Origin of the sequence: Collinsella sp. CLA-ER-H7, from assembly GCF_040092345.1 — a bacterium.
In the GTDB taxonomy this organism is placed as follows: Bacteria; Actinomycetota; Coriobacteriia; order Coriobacteriales; family Coriobacteriaceae; genus Collinsella.
The window spans coordinates 185,087-205,956 of record NZ_JBBNLT010000001.1 but is presented as its reverse complement, the minus strand read 5'-3'; the positions used below and the strand labels follow the sequence as shown (position 1 = coordinate 205,956).

The 20,870-nt window shown below is 59.3% G+C and carries 19 protein-coding genes and 1 riboswitch; of the genes, 13 read left to right on the top strand and 6 right to left on the bottom strand.

The window, feature by feature from the left end; genetic code table 11:
* Positions 1-111: 111 nt before the first annotated feature.
* Positions 112-1,065, bottom strand: a complete 954-nt coding sequence (locus AAAX75_RS00900; RefSeq protein WP_260699863.1) for a hypothetical protein — start codon at positions 1,063-1,065, stop codon at positions 112-114.
* 203 nt (positions 1,066-1,268) lie between these two features.
* Between AAAX75_RS00900 and AAAX75_RS00895 the strand changes: the two genes are divergently transcribed.
* The 5 genes from AAAX75_RS00895 to AAAX75_RS00875 all read left to right on the top strand — a co-directional run bounded on the left by AAAX75_RS00895 (position 1,269) and on the right by AAAX75_RS00875 (position 8,084).
* A complete protein-coding gene (locus tag AAAX75_RS00895) occupies positions 1,269-3,248 on the top strand; it encodes an NAD(+) synthase (protein WP_346979380.1) in 1,980 nt (659 codons plus the stop codon).
* Between the two features lie 118 nt (positions 3,249-3,366).
* Positions 3,367-4,530: an aminotransferase class I/II-fold pyridoxal phosphate-dependent enzyme gene (locus AAAX75_RS00890; protein ID WP_349090808.1), complete on the top strand. Its 1,164-nt coding sequence runs from the start codon at positions 3,367-3,369 to the stop codon at positions 4,528-4,530.
* A 201-nt stretch (positions 4,531-4,731) separates the two neighbouring features.
* Positions 4,732-5,682 (top strand): L-lactate dehydrogenase, encoded by a 951-nt coding sequence (locus AAAX75_RS00885; RefSeq protein WP_035137893.1) that lies wholly within the window; start codon positions 4,732-4,734, stop codon positions 5,680-5,682.
* 126 nt (positions 5,683-5,808) lie between these two features.
* Complete coding sequence (locus AAAX75_RS00880; protein WP_349090807.1) at positions 5,809-6,969, top strand: Mbeg1-like protein; 1,161 nt, start codon at positions 5,809-5,811, stop codon at positions 6,967-6,969.
* Between the two features lie 110 nt (positions 6,970-7,079).
* Complete coding sequence (locus tag AAAX75_RS00875) at positions 7,080-8,084, top strand: nucleoid-associated protein (RefSeq protein WP_316367139.1); 1,005 nt, start codon at positions 7,080-7,082, stop codon at positions 8,082-8,084.
* 254 nt (positions 8,085-8,338) lie between these two features.
* On the opposite strand, the gene dapD is transcribed toward AAAX75_RS00875, so the two are convergent.
* From dapD to dapA, 3 genes are read right to left on the bottom strand one after another with little or no spacing between them, the layout of a single operon-like run.
* Complete coding sequence (gene dapD / locus AAAX75_RS00870; protein WP_230317452.1) at positions 8,339-9,058, bottom strand: 2,3,4,5-tetrahydropyridine-2,6-dicarboxylate N-acetyltransferase; 720 nt, start codon at positions 9,056-9,058, stop codon at positions 8,339-8,341.
* A gap of 39 nt (positions 9,059-9,097) precedes the next feature.
* A complete protein-coding gene (gene dapB / locus AAAX75_RS00865) occupies positions 9,098-9,838 on the bottom strand; it encodes a 4-hydroxy-tetrahydrodipicolinate reductase (protein ID WP_349090806.1) in 741 nt (246 codons plus the stop codon).
* Complete coding sequence (gene dapA / locus AAAX75_RS00860) at positions 9,831-12,140, bottom strand: 4-hydroxy-tetrahydrodipicolinate synthase (protein WP_349090805.1); 2,310 nt, start codon at positions 12,138-12,140, stop codon at positions 9,831-9,833. Before dapA ends, dapB begins: the two co-directional genes overlap by 8 nt.
* 65 nt (positions 12,141-12,205) lie before the next feature.
* Positions 12,206-12,374: riboswitch (Lysine riboswitch) on the bottom strand.
* A gap of 144 nt (positions 12,375-12,518) precedes the next feature.
* Here dapA and AAAX75_RS00855 point away from each other — a divergent pair.
* The 7 genes from AAAX75_RS00855 to AAAX75_RS00825 all read left to right on the top strand — a co-directional run bounded on the left by AAAX75_RS00855 (position 12,519) and on the right by AAAX75_RS00825 (position 17,294).
* Positions 12,519-13,706 carry an N-acetyldiaminopimelate deacetylase gene (locus tag AAAX75_RS00855; protein ID WP_349090804.1) on the top strand — a complete coding sequence of 396 codons (1,188 nt, stop codon included), beginning with the start codon at positions 12,519-12,521 and terminating at the stop codon, positions 13,704-13,706.
* Positions 13,707-13,808: 102 nt separating this feature from the next.
* Positions 13,809-14,090 carry a type II toxin-antitoxin system RelE/ParE family toxin gene (locus tag AAAX75_RS00850; RefSeq protein ID WP_349090803.1) on the top strand — a complete coding sequence of 94 codons (282 nt, stop codon included), beginning with the start codon at positions 13,809-13,811 and terminating at the stop codon, positions 14,088-14,090.
* Positions 14,062-14,403, top strand: coding sequence for a HigA family addiction module antitoxin (locus AAAX75_RS00845; protein WP_055309779.1), 342 nt, complete (start codon positions 14,062-14,064; stop codon positions 14,401-14,403). The genes AAAX75_RS00850 and AAAX75_RS00845 overlap by 29 nt, the downstream gene beginning before the upstream one ends.
* Positions 14,404-14,489: 86 nt before the next feature.
* On the top strand, positions 14,490-14,756 hold the full coding sequence (locus AAAX75_RS00840; RefSeq protein ID WP_349090802.1) for a hypothetical protein: 267 nt from the start codon (positions 14,490-14,492) through the stop codon (positions 14,754-14,756).
* A 164-nt stretch (positions 14,757-14,920) separates the two neighbouring features.
* Positions 14,921-15,364 (top strand): FxLYD domain-containing protein, encoded by a 444-nt coding sequence (locus AAAX75_RS00835; protein ID WP_349090801.1) that lies wholly within the window; start codon positions 14,921-14,923, stop codon positions 15,362-15,364.
* 32 nt (positions 15,365-15,396) lie between these two features.
* A complete protein-coding gene (locus AAAX75_RS00830; RefSeq protein ID WP_022094127.1) occupies positions 15,397-15,819 on the top strand; it encodes a hypothetical protein in 423 nt (140 codons plus the stop codon).
* A 98-nt stretch (positions 15,820-15,917) separates the two neighbouring features.
* The gene (locus AAAX75_RS00825) at positions 15,918-17,294 is read left to right on the top strand and encodes a protein kinase (RefSeq protein WP_349090800.1); all 1,377 of its coding nucleotides are present in this window, start codon (positions 15,918-15,920) and stop codon (positions 17,292-17,294) included.
* 37 nt (positions 17,295-17,331) lie between these two features.
* Here the strand turns inward: AAAX75_RS00825 and AAAX75_RS00820 are convergent, their stop codons facing one another.
* Complete coding sequence (locus AAAX75_RS00820; protein WP_055287231.1) at positions 17,332-18,465, bottom strand: glucosaminidase domain-containing protein; 1,134 nt, start codon at positions 18,463-18,465, stop codon at positions 17,332-17,334.
* Positions 18,466-18,699: 234 nt separating this feature from the next.
* Entirely contained in the window at positions 18,700-19,332 is a 633-nt protein-coding gene (locus AAAX75_RS00815) for an MOSC domain-containing protein (protein ID WP_227790100.1), read from the bottom strand.
* Between the two features lie 222 nt (positions 19,333-19,554).
* Between AAAX75_RS00815 and AAAX75_RS00810 the strand changes: the two genes are divergently transcribed.
* Positions 19,555-20,811 (top strand): ATP-grasp domain-containing protein, encoded by a 1,257-nt coding sequence (locus AAAX75_RS00810; RefSeq protein WP_349090799.1) that lies wholly within the window; start codon positions 19,555-19,557, stop codon positions 20,809-20,811.
* The last annotated feature ends 59 nt before the right edge of the window (positions 20,812-20,870 follow it).

The window sequence follows — 20,870 nt, the reverse complement described above, 5'->3', positions numbered from 1 at the left end:
ATCTTACCATCGCATGGCGTTCGCCATGGCGGCGCCCAAGGCAAACGGGCGCGAACCGCTTTCGATTCGCGCCCGTTGTACAGGTCGGTTATCTATGAGAGGCAAACGTGCTTAGTTGCCCGATGCCGTGCCTTGGCTCGAGTTGTCAGATGCCGTGCCGGAAGCGGTTCCGCTCGAGCTGTTGGTGTTGTTACTGTCTGCCGTGCCCGTTCCCGACGTGGTGTCGCTCGTCTGGCCTCCCGTGTTCGGCTGTGAACCGTCAGTCGTTTGGCTTGAGTCGGTCGTGCCGGACGGCGTGCCACTGTTGGCCGTAGAGGAATCGGTGCCCTGCGATTGGTTTTGGGTGTTCGAGGACGAATTGGCAGAGGTAGGACTGTCTTGCGTGTCGTCCGTCTGTGCCTGCTGATCCTGCGGCTGAGTGTTGCCATTTGCATCGCTCTCGGTCGTGCGCGACGACAGGATTGGCTCGGGACGCTCGCCCAGACCCTCACCGGCAGTGGTGATAAGGATGGCGCCGGCGCAGGCGATGACCGCGACGATGGCGATGGCGATCGAGAAGACGATGACCTTCTTTTGTGTCTGGCTGCGCTCTGCCGCCGCCTTGGCGCGCAGGCTGTTGGGGGCGACGCGCGCCGTGGTCGCGCGTCCCGCAACCTGGCGCATCTCCTGCGTGGTCGCGGCGCCACCTAGGTGCTCCTCGACATCGGGCTCAACGGGCTCGTAGGCGCCGGCAGGGTAGTCGACAGCGGCATGCGTGCCCTTGATTGCTTCGGCGCTGGCGGAGATAAAGTGGCGATAGACCTGCGAGGACACAACAGTGATGACTGAGCTCACAGCGGCACCAATCACCGAGCCGGCAATGCCGATCTTTGAAGCAAGCGCCACGCTCGTGGCGGCAGCTGCGGCGCCGGCGATGATCTGGGGAATGGAAATGTCGTCGAACAGGCCCTTTTTGGGCGCGATGGCCATGGTCTGTCCAATGGAATGGTTCTCGTGTACGCCGTTGTTGAGCGATGCCGGCGTCATGACGCGCGTGCGCGGCGCGTCGGTGTACTTGGTTGTCATACGGGGTCCTCCCGGTGTAAATCTGCTTCGTTTCGTGCAGCCATCAGGGTACCCACCAGATGTGAATCGTACGTGACATTTAACAGATACCATCAACTCATCAATTGCTCACCAAGTTGGTGGGATGCGGTTCCACCCGGCGGTTGAACTACAATAGGACTTGCTAATTGTTGTGAATGGCGTCTACGCACGGGAGCATTCTTATGAATCTTCACCTTTCTCAGTCTGATGGCTTTTTGCGTGTGGCGGCGGCGTCGCCGCAGATTCGCGTGGCCGATGTCGAGGGCAATGCCGAGGTTGCGCTGGCGGCTGTTCGCGATGCTGCCGGGCGTGGCGTTCGCGCGTTGGTGTTGCCCGAGCTTAATCTGACTGGCTATACCGCGGCCGATCTGTTCCATAATCGCACACTGCTGCATGCCTGCGAGGCTGCTCTGGTGCATATCCTCGATGAAACCCGTGAGCTGCCGATCGTCTTTACCATCGGTCTTCCCGTTGCGGTTGCCGAGAATATCTACAACTGTGCCGCCGTGTGCTGCGCGGGCGAGCTTTTGGGCCTCACGGCCAAGAAGTATCTGCCCAACTATGGCGAGTTCTATGAGCGTCGCTGGTTTGCTCCGTCGCCTGCGGATCCCGTGTGGGTTGAATTTGCCGGTCAGGGTCCGGTTCCGCTGGGTTCGGGGCTTGTCTACCGCTGCTGTGATGAGGGTGCCGAGGATATGGTGCTGGGCGTTGAAGTCTGCGAGGACCTGTGGGTGCCGGCGCCCCCTTCGACCGAGATGGCGCTTGCCGGTGCGACGGTGATTCTCAACCCGTCGGCCTCGGACGAGATTATCGGTAAGGCAGATTACCGCCGCAGCCTTATCTCCAATCAGAGCGCGCGCCTGTACTGCGCCTATGCCTACGCGGACGCGAGCGAGGGCGAGTCCACGACCGACATGGTCTTTGCGGGTGAGAACCTCGTCTACGAAAACGGCTCCAAGCTCGCCGCGACCAAACTGCTTACCTGCGATATGACCATCGCCGACGTTGACCTTGACCGCCTGGTTGCCGAGCGCCGTCGCTCGACGACGTGGACGCGCACCGACGATGCGCCGGAATCCGCGACCGTTGAGTTTTCGTTTGAGGGCGTACTGGCCGAAGAACCTGTCCTGCGCGATGCGCTCGACATCGACCGAGTCTTCCCCCGCGCTCCCTTTGTGCCGGCCGACCACGGTGATCTGGCTGAGCGTTGCGAGACTATCCTCGACCTGCAGACCGCCGGCCTCAAGACCCGCCTTGCCCATACGGGCACCAAGGCGGCCGTCATCGGCCTTTCGGGCGGCCTCGATTCCACGCTGGCGCTCCTCGTGACCGTGCGTGCGTTCGACGCCTTGGGCCTGCCGCGCACCGGTATCACGGCCGTGTCCATGCCCGGCTTTGGCACGACGCACCGCACCAAGTCCAATGCCGAGTCGCTCGCTCGCGACCTAGGCGTGAGCTTCCGCGAGGTTTCGATCCATGCGGCTGTGGAGCAGCACTTCAAGGACATTGAGCATGATCCGGCCGTGCAGGACGTGACCTACGAGAACAGCCAGGCGCGCGAGCGTACGCAGATTCTGATGGATCTGGCCAACCAGGCTGGCGGTTTTGTCATTGGCACGGGCGACCTGTCGGAGCTGGCGCTCGGCTGGGCTACCTATAACGGCGACCACATGAGCATGTACGCCGTCAACGCGAGCGTGCCCAAGACGCTTGTGCGCCATCTGGTACGCTATGCCGCCGATGTCTTTGGCGGGCGCATTGCCGAGGTCTTGCTCGATATCCTCGATACGCCGGTGTCCCCCGAGCTTCTGCCGCCCACGGGCGACGGCGAGATTGCGCAGAAGACCGAGGATTTGGTGGGCCCGTACGAGTTGCACGACTACTTCCTCTACTACCTGCTGCGTTTTGGCTTTGAGCCGGGCAAGATCTACCGCATGGCGCTCAAGAGCTTCGAGGGCGTCTACGACGCCAAGACCGTCTACACGTGGCTACGTACGTTCTACCGTCGCTTCTTTGCCCAGCAGTTTAAGCGCAGCTGCCTGCCCGATGGTCCCAAGGTGGGCTCGGTGACGCTCAGCCCGCGCGGCGATTGGCGTATGCCGAGTGACGCTAGCTCGCGTCTGTGGCTTGCGCAGATCGACGCGCTCAATCCAGTTGACTAAGGTTGGCTAAATTGAACCAATACGGGGGTTGCAAGCGTTACACTTTTGCAATCTGATGGCCCGTATCGCGCGGCGCTCTTGTCGGAGCGCCGCGTTTTTCATATCGAAAGGTGGCACCATGCAGGCATCGCAGCGTCTCGACCGCTTTGGCGCGGAGGTCTTCGCCTCGCTCAACAACAAGCTTCTCGCGCTGAAGGCTCAGGGCAAGACCATTTACAACATGAGCGTGGGCACGCCCGATTTTAAGCCGTACGACCATGTGGTCGAGGCGCTCACGCAGGCAGCCCAAGATCCTGAGATGTGGAAGTATGCCCTGCGCGACCTGCCCGAACTCAAGCAAGCCGTGTGCGATTACTATGAGCGCCGCTTTGGCGTTTCGGGCATTACGCCGTCTATGGTGCAGTCGTGCAACGGCACGCAGGAGGGCGTGGGCCATTTGGGCCTGGCCCTGCTCGATCCGGGTGACACCATTCTGGTTCCCGATCCGTGTTACCCGGTCTTTGAGGCGGGTGCCAAGATCGCCGATGCCAAGCTCGAGTACTATCCGTTGGTTGCCGAGCACAATTACCTGCCCTATGTGGCGGGCATCGATCCCGAGGTGGCCGATCGCGCCAAGTATATGATCGTGTCGCTGCCCGCGAACCCGGTCGGCTCGGTGGGCACGCCCGAGGTCTACGAGGAGATTATCGCCTTTGCCCGCGAGCATGATCTGTTGATCGTGCATGACAATGCCTACTCCGATATCGTGTTCGACGGCGAGCCGGGTGGCAGCTTCCTGCAGTACCCTGGCGCGCTCGAGGTGGGCGTGGAGTTCTTCTCGCTCTCTAAGTCGTTTAACGTCACCGGCGCACGCATCGGCTTTTTGGTCGGTCGCGAGGATGTGGTCTCGGCCTTTGCCAGGCTGCGCGGCCAGATCGACTTTGGTATGTTCTTCCCGATTCAGAAGGCTGCCATCGCCTGCCTGAACGGTCCGCGCGATGAGGTCGAGGCGCAGCGTCTGAAGTACCAGGAACGCCGCGATGCCCTGTGCGACGGTCTTGAGGGCCTGGGCTGGGAGCGTCCCAACGCGCATGGCTCTATGTTTGTGTGGGCCAAGCTTCCCGGTGGTCGCACCGATTCCATGGCGTTTTGCGAGGAGCTTATGGAGAAGGCCGGCGTTGTGGTGACGCCGGGCGCGAGCTTTGGCCCTTCGGGCGAGGGGCACGTGCGTATGGCACTGGTCCTGCCGCCCGATCAGATCGCTTTGGCTGTCGAGGCCATTCGCGAGGCTGGCCTGTATTAGAAACCTATTTCGACCCGTCAATAGCTCGAAACCGATTTCGTGCAGTTATTTTACGAATTCTGCAAACAATTTCGGTAAACGGTCGATTTTTGGCTGCGAATAGGAGCATAATCAAAGTCCCGATTGGATGTATTGGGATTACGGCAAGCCGCTCGGGTCGTTCCCGGGCGGCTTGTTTGTGGAGAGAGATGGGAGTTTCTAATGGTTAACGAGAAGAAGGTCGCTATTGTCGGCTGCGGTTTCGTCGGTTCGTCTTCGGCGTTCGCGCTGATGCAGAGTGGTCTGTTCTCCGAGATGGTCCTCATCGACGTGGACAAGAATCGTGCCGAGGGTGAGGCCCTGGATATCGCGCACGGCATGACATTTGCCGAGCCGATGAAGATCTACGCCGGCGATTATTCCGATGTCGCCGACGCCGCCATGATCGTCGTCACCGCTGGCGCTGCCCAAAAGCCCGGTGAGACTCGCCTGGACCTGGTCAACAAGAACGTTAACATCTTTAAGTCCATTATCCCCGAGATTAAGAAGTCCGGCTTCGAAGGCATTCTGCTCATCGTCTCCAACCCGGTTGATGTTCTGACCTATGCCGCCATCAAGATGTCCGGCCTGCCCGAGGGCCATGTCATCGGCTCCGGCACCGTGCTCGACACTGGCCGTCTGCAGCAGATGCTTGGTGCCCACGTCGAGGTTGACCCGCGCGATGTCCAGGCCTATGTCATGGGCGAGCACGGTGACTCCGAGTTTGTCGCTTGGTCCAGCGCTCAGGTTGCCGGCGTTCCGCTGAACACCTTCTGTGAGCTTCACGGCCACCTGGAGCATGAGGCTGCCGAGAAGCGCATCGCTGAGGACGTCAAGAACTCCGCCTACACCATCATCGAGAAGAAGCACGCCACCTACTATGGCGTCGCCATGGCCGTCAAGCGCATCTGCACCGCCGTTATGCGCGATGAGCAGACCGTTCTGCCTGTCTCCTCGCTCATGGTGGGCGAGTATGGCCTGTCCGATCTTGCCATCTCCATGCCGACTGTCGTTGGCCGCGACGGCGTTGTCTGCCGCGTCCCCGTGCCGCTGAACGATGACGAGCAGCATGAGCTCACCGTCTCCGCCAAGGCCCTCAAGGACATCATCGACAGCGTCGATTTCTCCTGCTAAATCAAGCTCGCTAGAGCGAAAAGCTACAATGAAGGCGTCCGGGTCCACACGGCCCGGGCGCCTTTTGGTGCAAAGTAACCTGACCCCAATGCACCATCCCAATACACCATAGTTGATGGGAGGGCCATGTCGGATTCGCCTAATTTTTTGACCTATGCCCAGACGGCGTTTGATCCGTTTGAGGAGCGGCCGTTCTGCGCGGTGGACAGCCTGGTCTTTGCGTGGCTGTCCTATTTGCGTTTGCCGGGTGATATGGCGGAGCTGACGAACTGGCAGGGCCTAGACGTACGCGAGCTGCTGCGTGCCGAGTGCTACCGGGACATGATTGACGACTTGTGGGACCCAGAGGGGAGCAGGGCCTTGCTGGAGGCCGTGGCAGCAAGTCCTCGCTACCGTGGCGTGCACGTTTGCGGCTATCGTGTCGTGAGCGATGTGGTGGCGACAGAGCAGTTTGCAGCCATGGCGTTCCGGTTTCCGGCAGGGTTTAGTTATCTTTCCTTCCGGGGGACCGATAGTACGATTGTGGGCTGGAAAGAAGACTTTAACATGGCGTTCCGGTGTCCTGTGCCGGCCCAGGAATCCGCGGCACGTTATGTGGACGAGGCGGCGGATGCGATTGACGGGCCGCTTTTGTGCGGAGGTCATTCCAAGGGCGGAAACCTTGCGGTGTACGGTGCGGCGATGTGCTCCGATGTCGCCCGTGAGCGAATCGAACGGGCGTATTCCCATGATGGTCCGGGCTTCGTCGAGGAGTTTCTGAACGGCAACGCCTTTGCCGATCTTTCCGGTCGAATCGACAAGACGCTACCTCGGTCGTCGATCTTTGGCATGATGTTCGAGACACAGGAGGACTATGCCATCGTTGAGAGCACCGAGTTCAGCCTGCTGCAGCACAATCCCTTTAGCTGGGTGGTTGATGGTCACGACTTCGTGTACTGTGAGCGCCTGTCTGCCGGTGCTCGATACGTTGATGGTTCCATTCGCGAGATGTTGCTTGCAGTGTCGCCTAGCGAACGCGAGCGTTTTGTAGATGCGTTGTTCTCCGTGTTTGAGGCTACGGGTGCTGAGCGGTTTGCGGATATCGCTGGGAATCTGCGCGAGAGCCTGCCCGTGATGCTCCAGGCTGCGCAAGGCTTTGACGAGGATACACGACGCTTTGTCTCGCAGACCATCGTAGCAATCCTTAAATGCGCACTGCTGCCCAAACGACCTCAGATCGACATGCCCGCTGCCGGCAAGAGTTTGGCAGAACAGCTCGAGGCTTGGCAGTCCGAGCTCCTGCGCTAACCATTGGTGCAAGCAACCTGTCCCCGATGCACCAATCTTCGAAGCGCCTGGGGCGGGCTCGACCGCTATACTGATTCGTGCCGAAATCGATCTAGAACGGAATGCCGTATATGAAAATCAATCACGCGATTCTGCATATCCTGGACTTTGACTCTGCCGTCAACGTCATGAGCCAGCGCGAGTTGGATATCGAAAGCCGTACTGTCCGCAACTTCGTGACCACACATCTGCGTCGCGCGCGCACTTCGGCCGATAACAAGCGTGCCACGTTTGCCGAGAACTCCGCATTCGGCGGCGAGCTCAAGAGCTATTTCTTTGGTGAGCGTGAGTTCGTGGACCTGTCGCAGCAGATTGCGGAGTTCATCTCTTCCGAACTCACCAAGGCCGAGAAAGCTGAGTCCACCGACGTGCTCGTGGCTGATTTTGACGACGATGAGGATGCCCGCTGGTTTGCCGTGATGCTGCTGGGCTCCAAGCAGGCCTTTATGCACGAAGTGGGCCGCGAGGAAGGGGAGGTGCGCAACGACATCGCGCGCCACTACGCCATTCTGCCGAACCCCTCGCAAAAGGTGCCGAGCTATGCCATCGTGCGCGCGAGCACCATGGAGATCGGCTATGTGGACAAGAAACGCAAGATCGCCGGCGAGGACCGTATGCTTATCCCCGATGGCCTGCTGCAGTGCGACACGGGCGTATCGGGCAAGGAGGTCATCGACACCGTGACGCGTGTGGTCGAGGAAGTCGCCGAGGAGCACGGTGCCAACACGGCTGTAGCACTCGCCAAGGTTAAGGCTGCTGTTGCCGAGAAAGTTGAGGATGACGAGGAACTGCCCCCTTGGGATATCGTCGATGAGGTCTTTGAGGACGAGCCGGTCATCAAGGAGAGCGTGCGCGCGGCACTGACCGAGGAGAAGGTGCCTGAGCGTGTGCCCGTGGAGCGCAAACAGGTCGAACGCGCGGCGGTGCGCAATCACAAGATTCGTACCGATACGGGCATCGAGATCAGCTTCCCGGCAGAGATGGGTTCGAATTCCGAGTACATTGAGTTCGTCAATGAGCCCAACGGCCTCATTTCCATCGAGCTCAAGAACATCGGAAGTATTGAGAATCGATAAGCTGCGCTTGGACGTTGCAGAAAAACAAAGGCCGAAGCCCTTCGGGACTTCGGTCTTTTTTGTTTTCGGCTTGGTTGCTGACATTGCGCCGCAGGTTGGGCATACGTCAGCGAAAACGCCCCAGAGCGAGCAAGGTGACGTGAAAGAGGGGGGCATTGACCTTTTGGTCATGCCCGACGATTGAACGTCAGATTGCCGCTCTGGGGCGTTTGCAGCGTCGACTAGTTACGCGGTTTGGTGAAAACCGCGTAACCCTACAGTTGACGTAAGCCCTCTTCCAGGCCGGTCTTGCTGTTGGTCTTCTCGTCGCGCATCTTGATGACGCGGGCGGGGACACCGGCCACGACGGCACCGGCGGGGACGTCCTCGACGCACACGGCGCCGGCGGCAACTACAGCACCCTTGCCCACGTGCACGCCCTCCAGGACCACAGCATTGGCGCCGATCATGACATCGTCCTCGATGATGACGGGCGTGGCGCTTGCGGGTTCCACGACGCCCGCCAACACGGTGCCGGCGCCGATGTGGCAGTTCTTGCCCACGGTGGCGCGACCGCCCAGCACGGCGCCCATATCGATCATGGAACCCTCGCCGATAACGGAGCCGATGTTGATGATGGCGCCCATCATGATGACGGCACGGTCGCCAATCTCGACGCGGTCGCGGATGATCGCGCCCGGCTCGATGCGGGCGTTGATGCCCTTAAGGTCGAGCATGGGCACGGCGGAGTTGCGGCAATCGTTCTCCACATCGTAGTAATCGATGGAATCGGCGTTGGCGTCCAGGATGGCCTTAAGCTCATCCCAGTCGCCAAAGACGGTCTTGCCGCGACGACCGCCGTAGACATGTGCGTCGCCCCAGGCAACCTTCATGCCGGGCTTTTCGCGCACGTACAGCTTGACGGGCGTCTTTTTGGGCGCGGTGGCGATGTAGTTGATAATCTCTTGTGCATCCATCTCGGCTGCGTTACTCATTTGCTATCTCTCCTTTGGGTGGATTCGGTTGATACCTGGTTAGGCAAACATGACCTGGTCGAAGTTGTAGAAGCCGGGTTCGCGGGCGACGAGCTTCTGCGCGGCTGCCAGGGCGCCGTTGACAAAGATCTGACGGCTCGTGGCGCGGTGGGTGAGCGTGACCTCCTCGTCCTGGCCAAAGAAACTCACCTCGTGCACGCCGGCGACGGTGCCCCCGCGCAGCGAGTGCATGCCGATCTCCTTGGGGTCACGCGCGCCGCACATGCCCTCGCGGCCATAGACGGGGTGGTAGCCTGCCTCGGGTTCAGCTTCGACGACGGCGTCGAGCAACAACTTGGCAGTGCCGCTGGGGGCGTCGACCTTTTGGTTATGGTGCGTCTCGACGATTTCACAGTCAAAGCCGGGCAGCTCGCGTGTGGCCTGGGCCACTAGATGACGCAGGGCTGCGATGCCGATGGAGTAATTGCCCGAGTGCATAACGCGGGTGTTCTGGCCCAGCTCACGCAGGCGGTCCATCTGCTCGGGGGTGTAGCCTGTGGTGCCCGAGACCAACGCCGCGCCCGTGCGCTCGACATAGGCGACGACGGCATCGAAGGTCACGACGTTCGAGAAGTCGATAATCACATCGGCAGCCGGTGCGTTCTCGAGCTTGCTCAAATCGAAGCCAATCTGGGCCACGATATCAAAAACGGGTTGACCGGCGGCGTCGACAACGCCCTCGGCGGTGGTGCGGATGAGCGAGCCCATGCGGCCCGTTCCCATAATGACGGTCTTAATCAAGCAGACCAGCTCCCTTCAGAGCATCGGTAAGTGCAGCGCGCGTGTCGTCTGCCATGGGGCACAGCGGCATACGGTAGTTTGCCTCGATCATACCCATCTGGGCGAGTGCCTCTTTGACGGGGATGGGGTTGACCTCACTAAAGAGGGCATTGATGAGCGGCTGGCCGGCAATTTGGATATCGCGGGCACGCGCCACGTCACCGTCCAAATAGGCGCGGCACATGTCATGCACGAGCTGCGGCTGCACGTCTGCCCACACGCTGATGGTGCCCGAGGCGCCCAGGCTCATGAGCGGCACGGTAAGCGCGTCCTCGCCCGAGTACATGCGAAAGTCGTCTGACAGCAGGTGGGCGATCTTGGCCGCGTAGGCGACGTTGCCCGAGGCCTCCTTAATACCCATGATGTTGGGGTGCGCGGCCAGGCGCTCTACGTTGCGCTCGCTGATACCGCAGCCGCAGCGGCCGGGGATGTTGTACAGGATGCAGGGGATGTTCACGGCATCGGCGACGGTCTTAAAGTGCTGATAGATACCCTCTTCGTTGGACTTGTTGTAGTAGGGGGTAATGAGCAGCAGGCCGTCGGCTCCCAAGCCCTGGTAAGTAAGCGACTTGGTGAGCATGGTCTGCGTGGAGTTGGAGCCCGAGCCGGCAATGACGGGGACGCGTCCTGCAACATGCTTGACCACGGCGGCGACGACGGAGTTGTCCTCGTCGTCGGTCATCGTGGCGCTCTCGCCGGTGGTGCCCAGGGTGAGGATGGCGTCGGTGCCGTTTTGCAGGTGGAAATCGATAAGGCGCTCGAGTGCGTCAAAGTCGACACTGCCATCCTTTTTAAACGGCGTGACGAGGGCGACGATTGAGCCCTCGAGATTGCGGATGTCCATGTTCTTCTCCTTCGCGTCCGCGATCTGGATGCGTTTGTTCCATTGGGCGGCGACTGCCAGGCGCTCGTCTTGGGCGCGACGGCGGGCACTTTCGGCGCGCGACTTGGCCAGCAGCTCTCGGCCGCTCGGCAGCACGTCGAGCGTGGCAAAGTAATCGCCCGGGCGCTCGGCGCGGCGGATGAGGTCGGCCGAGCCATCGGGGCGCAACAGGACCTCGGCGGAGCGCAGGCGTCCATTGTAGTTGTAGCCCATGGAGTAGCCATGCGCGCCGGTATCGTGGATCACAAGCAGGTCGCCCATGTCGATATGCGGCAGCTCGCGATCGATGGCGAACTTGTCGTTGTTCTCGCACAGATTGCCCGTGATGTCGTAGGTGTCCGTGACGGGCGCTGTGGTCTTGTCGTCGCCACCCGGCTGGCCCATCACCGTAATGTGGTGGTAAGCGCCATACATGGCAGGACGAATCAGATCGACGGCACTGGCGTCCACGCCGATATAGTCCTTGTAGATCTGCTTCTCGTGGATGGCCTTGGTGACCAGGCATCCGTAGGGGCCCATCATAAAGCGACCCATCTCGGTGCAGATCGCCACATCGCCCATGCCGGCGGGGACCAGAATCTCGTCGTAGGCTGCGTGTACGCCCTCACCGATGGCGTGAATGTCGTTAGCCTGCTGCTCGGGCAGGTAGGGGATACCCACACCGCCGGACAGATTGATAAAGGCGACATGTGCGCCGGTCTCGCGCTCCAGGCACACGGCAAGTTTAAAGAGGATGCGTGCGAGCTTGGGATAGTAGTCGTTAGTGACGGTGTTACTGGCAAGGAAGGCATGGATGCCAAAATTCTCGGCGCCCTTGGCCTTGAGCATGCGGAAGGCCTCAAAGAGCTGCTCGGTGGTCATGCCATATTTGGAGTCGCCCGGGTTGTCCATGATGCCGTTGGAGAGCTGGAACAGACCGCCTGGATTAAAGCGGCAGCTGACCGTCTTGGGGATGGGCCCCGCAACGCGCTCAAAGAACTCGATGTGGCTGATGTCGTCAAAGTTGACGATGGCACCCAGCTTGTCGGCGAGCTCAAAGTCGGCAGCCGGCGTGTCGTTGGACGAGAACATGATGTCGTGTCCCGTGATACCCAGTGAGCGGGCGATCATAAGCTCGGTATAGCTCGAGCAATCGCAGCCGCAGCCGTATTCGTTGAGAATGGAGATGAGCGCCGGGTTGGGGTTGGCCTTGACGGCAAAGTATTCCTTAAAGCCTGGGTTCCATGCAAAGGCGTCGCGCACTTCTTGCATGTTACGGCGGATGCCTGCCTCGTCGTATAGATGAAACGGCGTGGGGAACTGCTCGACGATATGCTCGAGTGTCTCCTTGTCCACAAACGGCTGCTTGGCCGCATATGCCTCGTTGGGGGTCAATGCCATGTCCCGTAAACCTCGCTATCCAGACGGCGCCATCTGCGCATCGAATCCGCATAGCGTGGACCCAATGTCCGGATAGCGCTCCCGCATTGCTGCAGACAGTCCTGTGGGTGTTTCCCACAGGCCCACCAGGTTGTTCGTGCCCGAAAAACCCAGTTCGGCGGGTTTCGCCTCCCCACGGGGTCAAAGCCTGCTGGCTCGCCCGCGGTTCTTCGTGCCCGCGCCTCTATCAAGTGGTAAAGACCCTATCACGTTGCACTTTACCAAACAAGAGTATTTGTATATAACGTTTAAAAAATGCAGCAATATGCTGGAAACATGTGTGCCACAATCCTGTATCACAATAAGTTGCAACAGATGTGCCTTACGAAGGGATTCTCTATGACCGAGCTCCAAGAACTCCGTCGCTATCGCCGCGATCTCCATCGCATTCCGGAGCTCGATTTCGATCTTCCGCAGACTATCGCCTATATCGAGGGCGTGTTGGCGCCGCTCGCTTGCGAGGTGACCCATCCGTGTCCCAGCTGTGTTTGTGCTTTCTTCGACGCTGGCACGGGCGCTGCGCATGTTACGGCGATTCGCGCCGATATGGATGCGCTGCCCATCGCGGAGGCGACGGGTGCGGCTTTTGCCTCGACGCATCCCGGCAAGATGCACGCTTGCGGACATGACGGACACATGGCCATGGCACTTGCCGCCGCGACGTATGTCGACCGTACGATTCGCGAGCAGCCGGGCGCCATTAGGCGCAACGTACTCTTTGTGTTCCAGCCGGCCGAGGAGACGACTGGTGGTGCCAAGACGGTGTGCGAGAGCGGCGTGTTCGAGCGCTACGGGGCGGATCGCATCTTCGGCTTCCACGTGTGGCCCGATCTGCCCGCCGGCACGTTGGCGAGCTGCCCCGGTCCGTTGCTGGCGCGTTCGAGTGAGACGCACATTCATATTCACGGGACGAGCATCCATATCGCTAAGACCTATGGTGTGCCGGTTGGGGAGTCGCACGATGCCGCGTTGGCGGCAGCGAAGTTTTTGGTTGCCGAGCGCAAGCTGATGGACGAACTGGGCACCGACGAGCCCTGCATTGGCAAGTTCGGCCTGCTGCAGGCAGGCACCGTCTGCAATGCGGTGGCGGGGGAGGCCCATGTTGCCGGTAGCTTGCGTGTGTTTACGGACGCCATGTTCGACCGTGCGCGCGGGGGCGTACGCCGCGTGCTGGACGATGCCTGTGCCGAAACAGGCTGTACGTACGATCTCGACTTTGCCGAGGGCTATCCGCCAGTCGATAACGACCCCGAGCTGTTTGCCTGCATTGCGCCTGCCTTGTCCGAGCTGCAACTTGTGGACGAGCCGCTGCTGATCGCCGAGGATTTCGCGTTCTATCAACGTCATCTGCCGGGCGTGTTCTTCTTGCTGGGCACGGGCGTGCCGGAGGGCCAAGACAACCCGAGTGATTCGGATGGCTGCCCCGCCTATGCCACAAGCGCCCTGCATACCGATAGCATGCTCTTTGACGAGGAAATCCTACTCAAAGGCCTCGATGTCTACAAACGATTACTTTCGCTTGACTAAGGCGTGAAGGACTATTTGTTCTAGAAAACACGAACAAACGTACGATATAATAGAGATGTAAGTCTATAGAAACGTTTGACGTTACTAACGTAAGGCGATACTATGATTGCATCGTATAAAGATGAGGATACCGAACGCTTTGCCATGGGTGTGCGGGTCAGGAGGTTCGTGCCCTTTGAGCGTGTTGCGTTGAGGAAGATTCGCCAACTGCAGGTTTGTGCTTCGCTTGATGATCTTCGCGTTCCACCGGGCAACCGCCTGGAAGCTTTGAAGGGCGTTCGTGCCGGTCAATATAGCATCCGTGTTAACGAGCGCTATCGGGTCTGTTTTGAGTGGAGACAGGAGATGGCTTGGAATGTCGAAATCGTCGATTATCACAAGTGATGAGACTTCGGCCGATTTGCTGTCGCCGGTGACTCCTGGTGAGCTTCTCAAAGAGGAGTTTCTTGTTCCCATGGGCATTTCTCAATATCGCCTTGCGAAAGAGACTGGGATTCCGGCTCAGCGTATCGGGCAGATTGTCTTGGGAAAACGTCGCGTGACGGCCGACACCGACCTCCGTCTTTGCCGTTATTTTGGCCTGACGGATGGTTATTGGCTGCGCGCTCAGGTGGCGTTTGACCTTGAGGCCGAGAAAAGGCGGATCGAACCGGAGCTGAATAAGATCGTTCCTGTCCAGCAGGCCGCTGCGTTGTAGTGCTCAAAGATATTGAGGTTGGAGTGACGATGGAACGACGCCGACAGTCTGCCGTTTATAGTCCCGGTGGGTGTGGATGCGGCTTGTTGTTGCTTTCGGTTATTGCTGTGAGCATTGGCGTGATGTTTGCGCTTGCCGGGTTGGCAGCAGCGGCACTCGTGTTGCTGATTGTGGCCATTGGCGTGACGGTCTGGCTGTCCCGTTCTCGCGAGCAACGTCGTGCCGACGGTAAGACCAATGTTGGATGGATTGCCTTTTTGGTCATTGCGTACCCGCTGAGTGTCAGCTACCTGGTGTTCTTTGTCCTGTTGATGGTCAGTGCCTTTACCGGGGAATCCGTCACGGTGGGTTGATGCGCTGCCGGCAGACGGTCGCGCAAAGTGCGTTTGCTCGGCGTTTGGATAACTGCATTGGCCGTTTACCGCAACCTTAGCTCTCAGCTAATGAATTCAAGTTTAATCCTTCCTACGATGTGCTGTGTGCCGGCACGGTAGCCGGATCGTAGGAAGGATGAATAATGGCAAAAGAGGGAAAGAAGCCGATCGGTAAGATTGTCCTAGGCGTCATCGTGGTGCTGGTTATTGTCGGTGCCGTGGGCTCTATGGGCGGCAACTCAACCGATTCGCCTGCGAGCGATTCGGCAAAACCTGCCGAGACGACACAGCAGGCTGAGGAGCAAAAAGAACCGCAAGAACCGTATACCATTGCTGACGAGGCTGAAGGCACTTCCAATCAGTTTGCCTATAAGATCACGGGGACGCTGACCAATAACACGGACAAGGAAAAGAGCTACATTCAGATTGAGTATGTTCTGTATGATGCTGATGGCAACCAGGTTGGAACGGCTCTTGCAAACACCAATCATCTGAAGGCGGGCGGCTCCTGGAAGTTCGAGGCGCTGGGCACGGTGTCTCCCGATCAGGTCGCCAGTTGGGAGCGTTCGGACGTAAGCGGTTTCTAGCATGTTGTATGCACTGGGGGAGGTGAAGTCGTATGCCCGATAAAAAGCTGACTGACGAGTTACTCAATGAGCTTCTCGACGCGCCAAACATCGATGGCTATATCAAAGAACACGACTTTGCCGCCCCGTCGCTTTCGAACTACCTGAAGCAGCTACTGCAGGAAAAGGGCTTGGAGCGCTCGCGCGTAGTTCGTATGGCCGATCTCAATGAGACCTTTGGCTATCAGATTTTTACCGGTGCGCGGCATCCGAGCCGCAATAAGGTGCTGCAGATTGCCTTTGCGATGGCGCTGACGCTCAAAGAGACTAACCGTGCGCTGACGGCTGCCGGGGTAAGCGTCCTTAACTGCAAGGACCGCCGCGATGCGATTATCATCTTTTGCATCGATCGTGGGTGCAGCCTCCAAAAGGTCAACGAGGAGCTGTATCGCTTTGGCGAGGAGACGGTGAGTTAGCGGCTGATATCTGAGCCGGCGGAGCTGCCGAACAACGATGCAAACGAACGGGGCGCGGATGCCATGGGGTGTCTGCGCCCTGCGCTATGATGGAGGCTATGGATACTCAGACCCCAACATATTCCGATGACGAGCTGACCGCAGCGCTTGCCGAGCACCTGGCGTCGCTCGATTGCGACGACAGCTATCGCGTGGAGCGTGTACTTAAGCGCTCGACCGTTGAAACAACCGAGCTCGTGTACTTTGAAGGAACCGGCGGTGGCTCGCTCGGCCCCTTTGTCCGTAAACGCATCGATGCTTCGGCTCAAATCGGCGGGGCATACGAGCGTCTGTTTGCCGTTCAGCGGGCAGGCAGGCGTTTTGAGCACCTGCCCAGAATCGTCGATTGTCGTCGTGTGGGCGACGAGCTCAACGTGGTTATGGAATACATCGAAGGGGAGACGCTCGGGGCGCTGGTGGACCGTCTGGGAGCCACCCCCGATTATGCGCGTGAATTGTATCCTGTCCTTTGCGACGCCGTGGGCGAGCTCCATGCCGGTTTTGCAATGGCGGGGGAGACGTCGGCGCCGGTGATCCATCGTGACCTCAAGCCGTCGAATATCATCGTGACAGGTGCCAACTATACGCCTGATGACGGCCTGACGTTTTCATCGCTGGTGATTATCGACCTGGGGATCGCGCGCGTATGGCACGATGGCGCCGATGCCGACACCGTCAAGTTTGGCACGCGACCCTATGCGCCGCCCGAGCAGTATGGGTTTGGGCAGACGAGCGTGCGAAGCGACGTCTACGCACTTGGCGCCCTGTTGTTCTTCTGCTTGACGGGAGTCGACCCTAAGCCAGGGCTCGACATGCGCGAGCAATGCGAGGCGCGCGGCATTCCCACTCCACTTGCCGATGCCGTCTGCATGTCGATGGCGCTCGACCCGGCCAAGCGTTTTGCGAGTGCGGAAGCGTTGGGACGGGCGACGCGCGCGGCATACGATCTGAGTCGCCCCGTGCGGCCTCCTGCGCCGCCTGTCCGAACTCCGGCCTCGGAGACGGTGTTGACGCCCCAAGGGCTCCAGAACCCCGCAGGGCCTCCTAGGCCTGCCGCCTCCGCTGCATGCGGTCTGCTCTCTCGCGTTCCGGAGTCTCTGGGCCGCATTTGGAATACGCTCGTCTGCTTCTCGCTGCTTGTGTTCTTTGCCGGAAGTCACTTTGCCGTCTTTCACCCCACCGGAGCAAACCAAAGCTACCCGACGTGGCTTCTCATAATCGAGTATTTTTTCTTTGTCGATGGCCTTATGGTGCTTATGCATTTCGCACTGCTCGATAAGCGCCGTCTTCGTCGGCGATTCGCACTGCTCGACAGCTATCGCGGCAAGAAACTCGCGAAACTCTGGCTCAAGGCATTGGGTGTGCTGCTCCTATGCATGATTGTCATAGTCGCGGTTGCCAATGCGACCGGCGTCGTCGATACCTCCGCTACCTAAAAGAAAAGGACCCCATTGGGGCCCTTTGCAGTTGCACTTAGATGCGGTTCATCTGAGCGGCGACTTTGTTGTACCAGTCCTGCCACGTGGGCGGGCAGTACTTTTTGGCCGCTGCCGGGGTAAGGGTGGAGCCGTAGTTGGCGCCCAGATAGGCAACGTGAGCGGAGATGCCCTCGCTCCAGCTGCCAAAGCTGCGCCAACCGCCGCCACGTGCACTCCAGCCCCAGGCGTTGTAAGAATTGGCGCAATAAGCACCCTTGGTGCTCTCGATGCAGGCGATGGCGGGGGACCAACGGGGGTCGACACCGGTATTCCAAGCGGCGACGGCAAAGTTATAGCCCTGGCCTGCCATGGGGGAGCCGGCGAGATAATTGTCGATGCGGCCTGTCCACTCATTAATGAACGAATCGTAATCGGAGCTACCAGTATTGGAGCTGTTCACCGTGGTGTCGATGGTGGTGTTGGTGTTGGTGGCCTGGCTGCTGGAATTGCTGCCGCTTACGCCCTCGCCCGAGAGCTTCTCGGCGGCAGCGGCCTTATCGGCCTCAAGCTTGGCAAGCTCGGCGGCATTTTCCTGCTCGGCTTTTGCCTGTGCCTCGCTGCGGAGCTGCTGGGCCTGTGCCAGCGCATCCTCGGCGTTTTTCTGCTCTGCCTCAAGCTGAGACTTGGCCTGCTGGAGCTCAGCCTTGTTCTGCTCGAGTTCGGTTTGCATGTTATTGAGCTGTTCGATCTCGTCGACGCTCGAGCTCGTGATCTGGTTGGTGTATTTGCAGGTCGTGATGAACTCACCCAGGCTCTGTGCGTTGACCAGGAAGCTCACGATGGGATTGGTGCCCTTCTGATACTTGTACAGATCGCGCATGGCGGAGCTTGCCTTGGCCTGCTGCTCGGGAAGCTTGGCCTCGATTTCCTCGATGCTTGCCTCATTGGAGTCAATCTGCTTTTGCAGGTCATCGAGTTTGGTGCGGGCGTCGTTGTAGGCGCTCGTGGCGGCTTCGATCTTCTGCTGGGCTGCGGAAAGCTGGTCCTGCGTTGCCTGCGAGGCGGCATACGCCGCAACGGGGGAGAGCATCGGCGTGGCCGTCAGCGCAACGGCGAGCACGGCGCTCGTGATGATACGAGCCGGCTTCGACGCAATGAACGCTGCGGTGCGATGATTCGAATGCTGCATCCAGTCCCTCTGCAATCAATCGTAGGTTATGGTTCGAACGGTATTCTACTACTGCTTTCGACCTCAACTTGAACCTTAAAGGTTCCAAAGGGTCAAGTTGAACTTGAGGCTTTGGCTTTGACCTGCAGTTATGATGAATTGTTGAGAAACCATAGAGTTCAACTTTAACGTTACAGAGCTCTGTTTGAGAGGAGTTTTGGGCTGTAAAAGCCATCTCAACGTGGGGTTTTATAACTACAGCGTGCCCTTCTGGCGAGCCTGCTCAATCTCTTCGAGGGCCTCGGCGGGGGTGAACGAACAGGTGCCGTCGCCGAGCTTGACTACCTGGATTTCGTCACCAGCGTTGACCTCTCCGCCCTTTAGTACCACGCCGAAAACGCCCTCGTGGGGAAAGATGCAGTCGCCGGCGAGATAGTAGATGGCGCAACGGGTGTGGCAGACCTTGCCGATTTGGCTGATTTCGACGAGCACGTCGCTTCCAAGCTTGAGCTGTGTGCCCAAAGGGAGCGAGAGCAGGTTGATGCCCCGGGTTGTGAAGTTCTCCCCAAAGTCACCCTCGTGTACGTCGAGCCCGCGTGCCTGCGCCGTCTGGATGGACTCCGCGGCTAAAAAGGAAACCTGACGGTGCCAATGTCCGGCGTGCGCATCGGTGGCGAGGCCAAATTGCTCTATAACGGTGTCGCGTCCATCGGCGACGGGCGACTTGCGAGTGCCCTTGTGTACCGACGTGTTGATCGAGACGATGTGGGCGGGTCCGTTGTAGGCGTCGTTTGCCGTGCACAGGGGAGCGGTCGCTTTCGCACGTTTCGCCAGCTCGCGCCTCGCGGCATTGAGGATGGGATTATCGGTCGGATGGTCTTGGGGCACGTGTGCGCCTTTCGCTCGAAGATGTCAATACACTGAATCCTACAACAACGGTAGGTTCATTGCCCATTGTCATACAACGGTGGGCGCCGTCTTCGTGCTGGACGATTACGTCGATTGCCATAGATACGGTGGAGCTTTGGGTGCCGGCGGCTTGGCACGCTAGAATAAATCAGTTGCGCAAAGACCGCCCGTTGTGTGGGCAGTTCATGATAGGAAGTTTCCATGGCATTGCAATTTACAGAGCGCGAGTTCATTCCCGTGCTGCTTGGTGGCGACATCAACGCCTATTCGGTGGCGCGCGCCTTCTACGAGGAGTACCAGGTCAAGAGTCTGGTCTTTGGCAAGTATCAGACGGGTCCCGCGTACCGCAGCCAGATTATCGACTACACGCCCAACGTGGATATCGACACCATGCCCGTGATGCTCAAAACCGTCAACGGCATTGCCCAAGCGCATGCCGACAAGACTATTGTCCTTGTGGGCTGCGGCGACAACTATGTCGCTCTCGTGGCTCAAGCCAAGGATGCTCATGAGCTGGCGGATAACATCGTCGCTCCCTACGCGCCCTACAGCATGCTCGAGCAGTGCCAGAAGAAGGAGATCTTCTACGAGCTGTGCGAGAAGCATTGCGTGCCCTATCCGCACACGTTTACCTTTACCAAGGCGATGCTCAATGCCCAGGGTGAGGCGCCTGCCGAAGTGCTCGACCAGATCGATTTTCCTTACCCGATGATTCTGAAGCCTTCTGACGGCATCATGTGGTGGCAGCATGAGTTCGAGGGCCAGAAGAAGGCCTATGAGATTGCCGACCGCGCCGAGCTGGAACAGGTCATTCGCGACTCGTATGCCAGCGGCTACACCGACGACCTGATCTTGCAGGATCGCGTGCCCGGCAACGACGAGTACATGCGCGTGCTCACCAGCTATTCCGACCGCAACGGTAAGGTCCGCATGATGTGCCTGGGCCATGTGCTGCTCGAGGAGCATCAGCCCCACGGTGTCGGCAACCATGCCTGTATCATTACCGAGCCCAACGACGAGCTCATGGGCGGCGTGCGCAAGTTGCTCGAGGACCTTCACTTTGTGGGCTATTCCAACTTTGACGTTAAGTACGACGAGCGCGACGGCTCGTTTAAGTTCTTCGATTTCAACACGCGCCAGGGCCGCAGCAACTACTACGTTACCAACAGCGGCTTTAACGTTGCCAAGTATGTGGTGGACGAGTATGTGTTCAACCGCCCGTTTGAGCCGGAGTTTGTGACGGCTCAGGACGAGGCCCTGTGGATGGTCGTCCCCATGGGCGTCGTCGACAAGTACGTCAAGGATCCCGAGCTGCGCGCTAAGGTGCATCGCCTGGACAAGGAAGGCAAGGGCGCCGACCCTTCGTTTATGAAGGGCGACTTTGTCTTTAACCGCTGGCTGCGCATGTGGCACACCAAGCTGCGCCACTTTAAGCTGTTCAAGACGTATTACAAGTAGATGAGCGCGGCGCCCGTCCGGTTTGCATCGGGCGGGCGCGGGTATGATACGCGCAATTG